Below are 12,465 nucleotides of genomic sequence, written 5' to 3' on the forward strand. Positions count from 1 at the left end.
ACATTATAGTACACTTCTGTAATAATATCAATCGTTATTTTATTCTTCCTGAAAAGTCATTGCTGTTGTACTTCAATAATTCAATATCCGGGAATTTGTGACTGATTACTTTTTCCATATGGTCAACAAACACCTTTTCCAAACCATAGTGGCTTACATCCAAAAGATTCAGTCCAAGTTCATATGCCAGCTGTGCATCGTGATGCTTGATGTCTCCCGTTAGGTAAATATCTGCATTGAGGCTGCTTGCTTCAGCTATGAATTCTGATCCTGCACCTCCACAAAAAGCCACTTTCTTGATTTTGTTCTCTTTATTGAAGACATACTCTATAACATAATCCAATTTGAAAGTAGATTTCACACTTTCAACAAAATCATCAATTTCTTCAGCGTTTTCAAGTTCTCCTACCATGCCAAAACCAGCTTCCATTTCCGCATCGGTTTCCACGAGATTTCTGCAGTTTGAAAGTTCGAGCATTCCAGCTACTATGGTGTTCATGCCGTCTTTACCGGAATCATAATTTGTATGCATGGAATAGCAGCTTATATCATTGACTATAAGCTTTTTAATTATTCCTCCCCTGTATGTGTTAAGCTCCAGGTTCTTCAGGGGAGAAAAGATGAAAGGATGATGTGAAAGTATCATGTCTGCATTGTTTTCAATCGCATATTCAACAGCCTTGTCTGTCACATCTATGGTTAAAACTATCTTCTTCACTTCCCTGCTCTCATCTACAAGCTGGCTTCCTGAATTATCCCACGATTCAGCCAGAGACAAAGGAAATCTTTCATTCAAGTAATTGATCAGGTTATTCAATACCATAGCTTTTCAATACCTCCCTGTATTCTTCATTTCTGGACTTCAGGTCTTCCTTCTTTTTATTAGAAATATTTGCCTTGTCCATATTGTGGATTATTTCGGAATTTATCCTCATCTTGTTTTCAACAAACTTCTTCAGCAAGGGATGTTTCTTTTCAAAAAGAGTCCTCCCCGTTTCATAAAAAAGTTCCTTATCATAAATGCAGGCCTTGGACGACTTCCTTGCCTTGATAAGTTCGTAGTAATGATAGTCTTCCTTGGCTATTTCTTCATCTACGATGCAAAATCCCTTTTCATGAAGGTATTTCCTAACCTTGTCTGCAGCATTCATTGGCTGGAGGATCAATGTCTTTATTTCATCAAATTCTGTAATTTTTTCATCAAGTATTTTTGTTATGAGAATTCCTCCCATACCTGCGATTACAATGGTATCAACTTCTTCTAGGGCAACAGGCTGAAGTCCGTTTCCAAGCCTTACTTCTATGGACTCCTCAAGACCTGTGGATTCAACATAGTTTTTGGCAATTCTATAAGGACCTTCATTGACATCTGTTGCAACAACCTTTTTGCACAAGTTATTCTTAATCAGCATTTCCGGAATGTATGCATGGTCCGTCCCTATATCTGCGGCACTATTGCACTTGTCGAACATTTTGATTATGGTTTTAAGTCTTTCACTCATGTTTTTCTCCTACAATAATAAAATTCTCAGGATATCAAGTCCTTCGAATTTCCGGTCAGTTGAATCATATTGACCGATTAACTAGATAAAGATTCGGAAACCGAATCTTTATCTATATATTCTTATTCTAAATAATCTTTAAGCTTCTTGCTTCTGCTTGGGTGCCTCAATTTTCTCAAAGCCTTGGCTTCAATTTGTCTGATTCTTTCCCTTGTTACATCGAACTCCTTGCCGACTTCTTCAAGAGTTCTTGCTCTTCCATCATCAAGGCCAAATCTGAGCCTGAGCACTTTTTGCTCCCTTTCTGTCAGCGTATCCAATACATCTACAAGCTGTTCCTTAAGTAGGATTGACGTTGCAGCATCTGCAGGTGCCTGTGCATCGTCATCGGGAATAAAGTCTCCAAGATGGCTGTCTTCCTCTTCTCCGATTGGAGTCTCGAGAGAAACAGGTTCCTGAGCAATTTTAAGGATTTCTCTTACCTTTTCAGGTTCCATATCCATCTCTTCCGCTATCTCTTCAGGTGTTGCATCTCTTCCCAGTTCCTGGAGAAGCTGTCTCTTGACTCTTATGAGCTTGTTGATGGTTTCTACCATATGGACAGGTATCCTGATGGTTCTTGCCTGGTCGGCAATTGCCCTTGTGATGGCTTGTCTTATCCACCATGTTGCATATGTACTGAACTTGTATCCTTTTCTGTAGTCAAACTTTTCAACAGCCTTGATAAGTCCAAGATTTCCTTCCTGAATGAGGTCAAGGAACAGCATTCCCCTGCCTACATATCTTTTTGCTATACTTACAACAAGTCTAAGGTTTGCTTCTGCAAGCCTGCTCTTGGCTATATCGTCTTTTTCTTCCATTCTCTTAGCAAGCTCTACTTCCTCTTCAGCCGTAAGCAATGGTACCTTTCCAATTTCCTTGAGATACATTCTGACAGGGTCGTCAACATTTACACCTTTAAGAAGGACCACATCCGATTCCTTCTTCTTTCTGGTGGTTATATCTTCGATATCATCATCGGTAACACTATCATCCGGTTCGACTTCCACGCCATCTTCATCTTCTTTTTCAGTCAGAATCAAGTCATCCTGAAAGCCCATTATCTCTATTTTATTGTCTTCAAGGAACTTATAAACCTCATCTATCTCATCAGGCGAAATATCAACTTTTTCAAAGGTTTCAACTATTTCCTTATATTCAATAAATCCTTCCTTTTTACATTTCTTTTTAAGCATCTGCTTAAGTTCTTCGACCGTGTTTTGCTCTATAGTTTCATCCTGTTCATTCTTCGAATCGTTATTTACAACTTTCTTTGCACTCATATAGTAGCCCCCTTAATTTATTTCCTCATCAATATTTTTAATTTGCTTTAGCAACATCTCGTTGTCAGGTTCTGACATCAATCTGTCGTACAACATATTTCTAATCTTCTTTTTGCCGTCATTACGTATCTTGTTTATATAATCATCCGCAATGTCTATAAGTTCTTGTTGTGTAAGATTTATGTCCGATGAACCCTGTAATTCATCGTTTTTGAATTCCCTGCTCATAAGACTATAAAACTCGCTTTTGTATTTGGTGTTCTTGAATATATCCTCCTTATATTTGGATTTAATATATTCTGAAAGCTCCGGATTCTTTTTAAGCAAATCCAACAGCTTCACCTCGTATGAATTTGTTTTGCCTGTTCCCATATCAATTTTTTTAAATACGTTTTTTTCATTCTTTCTTTTGGAATGCTGGCTCTTTTTAAATAAATTGAAAATGGAATCTTTTGAAATATTCAGTTTTTTTGATATTTTATCAATATACAGTTCTTTTTCAACTGCATTGTTTACATTGTTTAAATACTGTATCATTTCCCTTATATAATTCAACTTACCCTTGTCGGAATTCAAGTCATATTCAGAAGAAAGAAAATAATCGAGGAATTCAAAGTATTCAAGCGAATTTTCAAGTCTTTCCTTGTATTTTGCCCTTCCATATTGTGAGATGAATTCATCCGGATCCTTTTTGTCGGGAAACAACAGTACGCGACATTGAAGATCATTGGATTTCAATAAGTTTGCCGCCTTAACTGCAGCTTTTTTTCCTGCTCCGTCAGAGTCGTAGGAAATATAAAAGCTCTTGCTGTATTTTTTCATCAGCTTAACCTGTTCAACCGTAAGGGCCGTTCCCAGAGATGCAACAGCATTTTCAAATCCGTTGATGGACAATTTAATGACATCCATATATCCCTCTGTCAGTATTATACCGTCTCTATGGGAGAAACTTTTAGCATTGTTCAAATTATAAAGGTTCCTTCCCTTGTTGAATATGGGAGAATCTGGAGAATTGATATATTTTGGAAGTTCATTGCCCAGTACTCTTCCTCCAAATCCTATAATCCTTTTTTTTACATCAAAGATTGGAAAAATCACCCTGTTTCTGAATCGGTCGTAATAGCTGCTGCTCTTATCACTCTTGATTATGAGACCATTGACTTCCATATCCTTTTTTTTGTATCCTTTTTCTTCAAGATATTTTATCAATCCGTCCCATTTGTTTTGTGAAAATCCAATTCCAAACAGCTTCCTTGCTTCATTGCTTATGCCACGCTTCCTCAAATATTCAGTAGCCTGCTTGTTCTGACTGAGCTGCTTGTAAAAATACACAGCTGCATCCCTGTTCATCTCATAATTAATCTTGTATCTGTCCTGTTTCTGGGAAGAACTGGTTTTTTCAACTTTTATTCCAACCCTGTCACCAAGATATTCAAGTGATTCCATAAAACTCAGATTCTTGTAGTTCATAATGAAGCTTATTGCATCACCACCCTCACCACAACCAAAGCAATGGTATATCTGCTTGTCTGGAGATACAACAAAAGAAGGTGTCTTTTCCTTGTGAAAAGGACAGAGTCCCGAATAGTTGGCTCCTGCCTTTTTCAAGGTTATCAATTCACCTATTACTTCCACTATGTCATTCAGGTTTAAAATTTCTTCAATTTTATATTCATTTATAGAGTTTGGCATACTACCACCATTATATCAATTTAGGAACAATAATTATACAATTTTATTCGGCAAATGTCAATATTTATCCCATGGCAATGGAAGAAAAATATCACGGTATTGCTTTATGACGAAAGTGTCCGTCATGCCGGCTATATAGTCTTTTACGATCTCCTCATCGGTAAATCCATCCTTTTTGCCATGGTTTGGTATTTCATCAATATGCTCCATATAGTAGTTGAACAAATCACTTAGAATTTTTTCAGCTTTCCTGTCCTCGCTTTTTGCTATCTCATTTGTATATATTTTTTCAAACATGAATTTTCTCAAATCCATTGTAGCTCTATAGATTCCATCACTCATGATAATTTCATCCTTATTTGTGGAGTTTGTTATTATATCCAGTATCATGTTATTGATGCGCTCCCCGTGAGTATAGCCCAATACTTTAAGGAGATGTACCGGTATTTCAGAAATACCTTCAAGGCCTGCTCTTTCTGCATCGTCAATGTCATGGTTCAGATATGCTATTCTATCTGAAATCTTGACTATCTGACCTTCCAATGTAAATGGTTTTGCTGTACCGGTATGGTTGAGTATCCCGTCCCTTACCTCCATGGTCAGGTTAAGGCCATATTCTTCCTTGTGCTTTGCAAGAATATCCACGACCCTCAGACTCTGCTCATTGTGTCTGAACCCATCCTTTAAAAGCCTGTTTAGAATCGATTCTCCATTGTGTCCAAAAGGAGTATGCCCCAAGTCATGGCCAAGGGATATTGCTTCTGTCAGGTCCTCATTCAGCCCCAGTGCTCTTGCTATGGTTCTGGAAATCTGGGATACTTCAAGAGTGTGGGTAAGTCTAGTCCTGTAGTGATCACCTGCAGGGGCCAAAAAAACCTGGGTCTTGTGCTTAAGTCTTCTAAAAGCCTTTGAATGGATAATCCTGTCCCTGTCTCTCTGAAAACAGGTTCTTATGTCGCAGTCCTTTTCAACTTTTAATCTCCCCTTTGATTCCTTGGCCTTTACAGCAAATTCTGATAAAATATTGTATTCAAGTTCTTCGTACTTTTCTCTGATATTCATACCATAATCACCTCTTCTTTTACTACCCAAAAAAAGAAAGAGTTATTCTCTTTCCTTTTTTGCAATATCATTATGCCAGTTGATTATTATGCTTGCTGTTTCTTCAATGGACTTGTTTGTTATATCAATTTTTTTGCAGCCTAATTTCTTGATATACCTGTCGGCATATTCCAGTTCCTTTATTATCCTGTCAAGACTTGCATATGATGCATTGTCCCTAAGACCCAATACCTTAAGCCTTTCTTTTCTTATCCTGTTAAGATATTCAGGATCCGCAAAAAGTCCTACTATCTTTCCTGCATTTGCCTTCATCAGTTCCTCCGGAGGATCCACCTCGGGAACCAACGGTATGTTGGCAGCCTTGATATTCTTGTTGGCCAGGTACATGCAAAGAGGAGTTTTGGATGTTCTTGATATGCCTATCAAGACTACATCGGCCAATGTAATGCCTCTTGTGTCCTTTCCATCATCATACTTCACTGCAAATTCTATAGCATCCATTTTTCTGAAATAGTTTTCATCAAATTTATGCAGAAGTCCCGGCTCTCTCTTTGGCTTTAGTCCAATGTGCTCGATCAAGGGTGTCAACAAAGGTGTTATAAGATCCACACTTGTAACATTATGGGTTTTGGATTTCACTATAAGATAATCCCTCAATTCAACTACAACAAGAGTGAATACAATGACTGCATTTTCTTTTTTTGCATCTTCGATTATATCATCTATCTGTTTCCTTGTCTTGACATGAGGATACAACTTTATGTCATAGTCTATTTCGTCAAACTGCTCAAGTACCGCCTTTGAAACCTGTTCTGAAGTTTCCCCGATGGAATCAGAAAGGGCAAATATTTTTACATTTTTCATAATTACTCCTTGTTTGGCTTTGCCAATTCCAAAATATATCTTGAAATACTGGTTTTAGAAATTCTGCCTATTACCCTGAGTTCATTTTCTCCTTCTTCAACAACAATGGGCAGGCAGTCCACATCGTATTCCACAATTTTTCTTACAGCTTCTATGAACCTGTCATTCTTGTAGCAATATACAATCTTTGCCAGTCTGGTCATTACTACGGAAACCGGTATTGTAGCCCCGGAATCGCCTGTAAGTGTGGCCTTCAACAAATCCTTCCTTGAGATGACCCCCTTCAGCAGGTTGTCTTTAACAACAAAAATTGTACCTACATCTTCCAAAAACATGGTTACAGCAGCATCATATACCGTTGTTTCTTCATCTATTACAACAGGTACTGACTTCACCTTGTCTACGCTAATAGACAAGGCTTCATTCAGTTCCGGACCGGATTGCTCACCCTTGTAGAAATATCCAACCTTGGGCTTCGCTTCCAGTATTCCCGACATTGTCAGAATGGACAGATCCGGTCTTATGGTTCCTCTTGAAAGTTTGAGAAAATCCCCGATCTGCTCCCCTGTTATGGGTTCCTTTTTCTTGACAAGTTCAACAATCTTGTTTTGTCTTTCCGAAAGTTTGATAATATCACATCCTTAGAAAGTTAGGTGTTTAAGTATGTAAAGAGTCAATTCCTCAATTTTAATTCTTTTTTGCTCCATTGTATCTCGGTCTCTAACTGTAACGCATTTATCTTCAAGTGAGTCATAGTCAAATGTTATACAGAAAGGAGTTCCTATTTCATCATGTCTCCTGTATCTCTTTCCAATGCTTCCTGCCTCATCATAATCAACTGCCATAAAAGTGGACAGTTCCTTAAATACTTCCATTGCAGGTTCTCTCAGCTTCTTGGTTAGAGGGAATACGGCAGCCTTGAATGCAGAAAGTGCAGGGTGAATCTTCATAACCAGTCTTTCGCTCCCGTCTTCAAGCTGTTCTTCATTGTAGGCATCGATAAGGAATGCAAGCATTACCCTGTCCACACCCAACGAAGGTTCAATACAGTAAGGTACATATTTTTCATTTGTTACAGGATCAGTATATTTCATGTCTTCTCCAGACACTTCCTGATGCTGCATCAAGTCAAAGTCAGTTCTGTCTGCTATGCCCCACAGTTCTCCCCATCCAAACGGGAACAGATACTCTATGTCTGTAGTAGCATTGCTGTAGTGAGAGAGCTCCTCCTCGTCATGGTCTCTAAATCTGACATTTTCCTTTGTCATTCCAAGAGAAAGAAGCCAGTTCATGCAGTATTCCTTCCAGTAGTTGTACCATTCAAGGTCTTCACCGGGCTTGCAGAAGAATTCCAGCTCCATCTGCTCGAATTCCCTTGTTCTGAAAGTGAAGTTTCCAGGTGTTATTTCATTTCTGAAAGACTTTCCTATCTGTCCTATTCCAAAAGGAACCTTCTTTCTTGACGAACGAACTACATTCTTGAAGTTTACAAATATACCCTGAGCAGTTTCCGGTCTAAGAAATATTTCAGCCTGTGAATCTTCAGTTACTCCCTGGAATGTCTTAAACATAAGATTGAACTGTCTTATATTTGTGAAATCATGCTTTCCGCATTCAGGGCACTTGATGCCTTTTTCCTCAATGAATTTCTCCATCTGCTCATTTGACCAGCCATCTACTACCGTATCAAGATCTCCTTGTTCCATGAAATAGTCTTCTATCAGCTTGTCCGCCCTGAATCTTGCCTTGCAGCTCTTGCAGTCCATCAAAGGGTCGTTGAATCCTCCGACATGGCCCGAAGCCACCCAAGTCTGGGGATTCATAAGTATTGCAGAATCCAGTCCTACGTTGTATTCGTTGGCCTGTACAAATTTATTCCACCATGCCTTTTTCACATTGTTTTTAATTTCAACGCCAACAGGACCGTAATCCCAAGTATTTGCCAATCCTCCGTATATTTCAGAGCCTGGGAATATTATTCCTCTACTTTTTGATAACGAAACCAGTTTTTCCAATTTGCTTTTTTCTTTCTTCTTAGCCATCTTTATCCTTCCTTCCTAAAAATAAATAAATTAATTGTAATTCCCAAATACCGCAATCACTTTGAACGTCATGTACAAAAAATAAAAAATTTCATCCCCGGTATAGGGACGAAATTAAATTCCGCGGTTCCACCCTACTTGACATAATGTCCTCTCAGTAGAATATGCTCAGGAGCTCCATTCTCATGACCTTGCAAATTAGGTTCCCACCATCCCTAAATCTCTTGATTGCTTAATCAGATACTATTTTCCATCATAGCATTATAATTTTAATAATAATTTATCACCATAAACTCTATATGTCAATATAATCTTTATTTTTTGTGTATATTAAATTCATCCTTGATTTTGTTTATGGATTTATCAATTCTATCCAGTGATTCTTCAAGTTTGCTGTTAAGGTTTATTTTGTTTCCGTCTTTTGTGTAGATATCGAACTCATAGTTGCTCACCATTGCCGCAGTTATTCCAGCAACGCTGAAGAGTGGCGCCAGAACTGCACCGATGACGCCTGCAGAAACAGGGATGTTGATAAGTATTTCGTCACCCTTTTTTACAACGAGCTTTGATGCATTTGCATCTACAATGGCCTTTTTTATTTCATCAATGACATCCTCACTTCTTGCCTTCAGTTTCTCTTCTGTGGATTTTTTCCTTTCCACATATATTATTGCCGCCAAAAGGTCTCCGCCACTATCAAGAAGGGCTCCTCTTGCATCCTCATAGCTGCAGTTGGTTCTCTTGATTATTTCATCAACCTTCTTCAAATCATCAAACATTTCCATTACCTCCAAGAAGCTTCAGGGATTTGAAATTGTTTTTCCCTATATGGTACCGGAAATATAATCCGGCCAATTTCAATATTTTTTTGCTGCAAACATCAACTTTGCCCAAATCTTCAAACTTCGACATGAGCAGTATCTTCAAACAGTCCACGTCTCCTTTATTCATATATGCATAGTTTTTACCTTTCTCACGACAGTCTCCGCAAACAAGACCTCCTTCCGGAATTGAAAAAGCGTATTTCCCTTCTTCGCTCCCACAGGATATGCATGAATCAAGCCACGGTTTGTATCCCAGTATGCTTACAAGCTTGATTTCATAGGCAGCCACAAGGACTTCTATGTTTTCAACAGATTCCGACAGCATGGTAAACAACTTGACAGTCATGTCAAATATTTTTGAATAATTCTCATTTTCCTGAAGTACATGGTTAAGTATTTCAAGAACATAGCTGGAATAGACAAAGCCTTCATAGTCATTCTTTAAACTATAGAAACTGTTCAACACTTCTCCATCGGACAGACTGTACATTCCCTTTCCCCTGTAAAGATCTGCAGAAATATGGCTTAAAGTCTGTGTAAGCGACAAATTCCTGCTGTTTGTCTTTCTGGAGTTTTTTGCCATTATCTGTATTTTGCCTCGCTTTCTGCTGAAGCAGTGGAGTATCTTGTCATTGTCCTTGTATTTGACTTCCTTTAAAATGATAATTTCATCACTGGCAGCCATTACAGTTACCAGCTCTTGTATCCAAGTTCCTTGAGCATTTTTTCATTGTCTCTCCAGTCCTTGTTTACCTTTACCCAAAGATTCAGATAGACCTTGGTACCAAGGAGCCTCTCTATGTCAATCCTGGCCTTCTTGCCTATGCTTGACAGCTTGCTGCCCCCCTTGCCTATAATAATTCCCTTGTGGGATTTCCTCTCGCAAAGTATTACAGCATACACATCTATCATATTCTTGTTCTTTCTCTCTTCAATTTTTTCTATCATTACACCAACGCCGTGGGGCACTTCATCCTCAAGGGTAAGCAAAGCCTTTTCCCTTATCAGTTCAGAAATTACAAACCATTCAGGCCTGTCAGTCATATAATCTTCAGGAAAATACTGGGGTCCTTCATTAAGGTTTTCCTTGATGAAGGAAACAATCCTGCCTATATTCTTGCCTGTAGTAGCAGAAATCCTGATTACATCGCTGAATACATTCATATCCCTTATTTCTTCCTCTACAGCTTCATTTTCCTTGTATAGGTCGGATTTATTGACAAGGGCTATCTTGGGTATTGCCATTTCCCTCACCTTTTCTATTATATACTTGTCCCCAGGTCCGAGCTTGTTCTTCTCATCCGTGATGAATATTAGAACATCCATCTCCTCCAATGCTCCGTCAATCTCCGACTGCATAAAGTCGGAAAGCTTGCTTCTTCCTTTATGTATGCCCGGTGTGTCTATAAATACTATCTGAGCCTCCTTATCGGTATATACAGCCCTTATCTTGTTTCTGGTAGTCTGAGGCTTGTCGGACATTATCATCACCTTCTCACCTACCATATAGTTGATTAAAGTGGATTTTCCCACATTGGGTCTTCCCACTACCGTTACAAATCCTGATTTAAACTCACTCATTTTCCAAATCCTCCGGTCCAAAGCTTTCAGGTAGAAGTTCCCTGATTGTGTACTCCTTATATTCTTCTGCATTTTTTGCCACAATTATTTTTATATCCTCTCCGAATTCCCTGATCATCTGTCTGCAGACACCACAGGGATAGGAAAGCTTTTCCAGACTCCCCACTATGGCTATAGTGTCAATATCCCTGTATCCTTCCGATACAGCCTTGGCAATGGCTGTTCTTTCTGCGCAAATAGTTGGCGAATATGATGCCGATTCAATATTGCATCCTGTAAAGACCTTTCCTTCTTTAGTCAATACCGCTGCTCCGACCTTGAATCCCGAATAAGGAACATAGGCTTTTTCTCTTGCTTCAATGGCCATTTCAATCAATTTTTCTGCTTCCATTGTCCCTCCTTAGAATTCTACAGTTGAATCCTGCGAAACAACCTGAATCCATGTCTGTCCTGGATTTAAGATTATTTCATCGCCACTGAGATCCATATACACGGTCTTGCTTCTGTATGTATCCTTTTTCCATGTTATATCTATGCATTTTCCATCTGTAATGAAATATCCCGTACCCTCAGAAACAGTGTTCAAATGGATTCTTCCATAATTGTCCACTACTTCCTTGTCTACCTTCTGTATTATGATGTTTGAAGCATTAATCTTTTCTTCATAATACTCATCAATCTGTCTTTCTCCGTTTACATAACGCTTGTAGTCTCCGTCGCTGCTGTATTCAAAATCCACTGCATATGATCTGTTGTATGTAATTTTAAGATCTGTACATTCTACAGCATCTTCATATAATGAATCCAACCCTGTCAGCTCTTCGTGGAAGCTGAAGCCTTCAAAATTTCCAGTCTGCCTGTACTTCAGGTATGACTGTGCAGACCTTATGTTCTCCATGGCAGTATACATGTTGTTTGGAATATCTTTCCCGGTCTTGTAATATCTCCAGAATTCGCCGCTGGTAAGCCCGTCAAGGTCTGCCATATTGTAGTCAACTATGGTTCCAAGAGCCTCCTGGCTTCCTCCTACATGAACATACATGGAATCGTATTCAAGGGCATATCTCAAGTAATATGGTCTGGCGCTTCTTACAGGGCCGATATGTTCAGGTGCCTCGCACATGAACACAGCCATATACCTTGTATATGGATATTCAACCTCGCATTCGTAGACAATCTCGGCTTTGCAGATTCCAGCCTGCCACCTTGCCGAAGGGTGATTGTCTATCATTACGCTGACAGGCCTGTTTTCAGTCTGTTCCCTTTCATAAAGCACACCGCTCAAGGGCGAATAGACTCCATCTACAATAACTACTTCATCTTCTTGATTATCTTCGGAAACATCCCCCTGGCCGCCACCTTGTGAGTCCTCTCCTGTCAGGCCGTCGCCTCCCGAAATATCTGAATCTTCGTTCTCAGCAACTTCCGACCCATTGTCTGTTGATTCGCTTTCACTTCCTAGATCTCCACTGTTTTCAGTTTCCGGATCATTGTTGTTTTCCTCAGCTTTTGGACTGCAGGAGGTTGCAGCCAAAGCGATTACCATAAGAATAACAAGTTTTCTAAGCATAATTTC

13 protein-coding genes are annotated in these 12,465 nt (G+C 39.1%); all 13 read right to left on the reverse strand.

The genetic code is table 11. The annotated features are described in order from the left end of the window. Positions 1-34 precede the first annotated feature (34 nt). The 13 genes from BUB05_RS05075 to BUB05_RS05135 all read right to left on the reverse strand — a co-directional run bounded on the left by BUB05_RS05075 (position 35) and on the right by BUB05_RS05135 (position 12,459). A complete protein-coding gene (locus BUB05_RS05075; protein ID WP_073048109.1) occupies positions 35-823 on the reverse strand; it encodes a Nif3-like dinuclear metal center hexameric protein in 789 nt (262 codons plus the stop codon). Further along, positions 810-1,502: a tRNA (adenine(22)-N(1))-methyltransferase gene (locus BUB05_RS05080; RefSeq protein ID WP_073048112.1), complete on the reverse strand. Its 693-nt coding sequence runs from the start codon at positions 1,500-1,502 to the stop codon at positions 810-812. The genes BUB05_RS05075 and BUB05_RS05080 overlap by 14 nt, the downstream gene beginning before the upstream one ends. A gap of 122 nt (positions 1,503-1,624) precedes the next feature. Further along, a complete protein-coding gene (gene rpoD / locus BUB05_RS05085) occupies positions 1,625-2,824 on the reverse strand; it encodes an RNA polymerase sigma factor RpoD (protein WP_073048114.1) in 1,200 nt (399 codons plus the stop codon). Positions 2,825-2,836: 12 nt separating this feature from the next. Next, complete coding sequence (dnaG, locus tag BUB05_RS05090) at positions 2,837-4,516, reverse strand: DNA primase (protein WP_073048116.1); 1,680 nt, start codon at positions 4,514-4,516, stop codon at positions 2,837-2,839. Between the two features lie 57 nt (positions 4,517-4,573). Beyond that, on the reverse strand, positions 4,574-5,578 hold the full coding sequence (locus BUB05_RS05095; RefSeq protein ID WP_073048118.1) for a deoxyguanosinetriphosphate triphosphohydrolase: 1,005 nt from the start codon (positions 5,576-5,578) through the stop codon (positions 4,574-4,576). Between the two features lie 42 nt (positions 5,579-5,620). Beyond that, the gene (locus tag BUB05_RS05100) at positions 5,621-6,442 is read right to left on the reverse strand and encodes a pyruvate, water dikinase regulatory protein (protein ID WP_073048120.1); all 822 of its coding nucleotides are present in this window, start codon (positions 6,440-6,442) and stop codon (positions 5,621-5,623) included. Positions 6,443-6,444: 2 nt separating this feature from the next. Next, entirely contained in the window at positions 6,445-7,074 is a 630-nt protein-coding gene (gene ccpN, locus BUB05_RS05105; protein WP_342747084.1) for a transcriptional regulator CcpN, read from the reverse strand. A gap of 9 nt (positions 7,075-7,083) precedes the next feature. Next, the gene (locus tag BUB05_RS05110) at positions 7,084-8,484 is read right to left on the reverse strand and encodes a glycine--tRNA ligase (protein WP_073048129.1); all 1,401 of its coding nucleotides are present in this window, start codon (positions 8,482-8,484) and stop codon (positions 7,084-7,086) included. 314 nt (positions 8,485-8,798) lie between these two features. Further along, complete coding sequence (locus tag BUB05_RS05115) at positions 8,799-9,263, reverse strand: DUF4342 domain-containing protein (RefSeq protein WP_073048132.1); 465 nt, start codon at positions 9,261-9,263, stop codon at positions 8,799-8,801. Continuing rightward, positions 9,256-9,993 (reverse strand): DNA repair protein RecO, encoded by a 738-nt coding sequence (gene recO, locus BUB05_RS05120; protein ID WP_073048133.1) that lies wholly within the window; start codon positions 9,991-9,993, stop codon positions 9,256-9,258. The genes BUB05_RS05115 and recO overlap by 8 nt, the downstream gene beginning before the upstream one ends. Before the next feature lie 5 nt (positions 9,994-9,998). Continuing rightward, positions 9,999-10,889, reverse strand: coding sequence for a GTPase Era (era, locus tag BUB05_RS05125; RefSeq protein ID WP_073048136.1), 891 nt, complete (start codon positions 10,887-10,889; stop codon positions 9,999-10,001). Then, on the reverse strand, positions 10,882-11,280 hold the full coding sequence (cdd, locus tag BUB05_RS05130; protein ID WP_073048139.1) for a cytidine deaminase: 399 nt from the start codon (positions 11,278-11,280) through the stop codon (positions 10,882-10,884). Before cdd ends, era begins: the two co-directional genes overlap by 8 nt. Before the next feature lie 9 nt (positions 11,281-11,289). After that, the gene (locus BUB05_RS05135; RefSeq protein WP_073048142.1) at positions 11,290-12,459 is read right to left on the reverse strand and encodes a DUF3048 domain-containing protein; all 1,170 of its coding nucleotides are present in this window, start codon (positions 12,457-12,459) and stop codon (positions 11,290-11,292) included. Positions 12,460-12,465: the final 6 nt, after the last annotated feature.

Source organism: Dethiosulfatibacter aminovorans DSM 17477, from assembly GCF_900142005.1.
Classification (GTDB): Bacteria; Bacillota; Clostridia; order Tissierellales; family Dethiosulfatibacteraceae; genus Dethiosulfatibacter; species Dethiosulfatibacter aminovorans.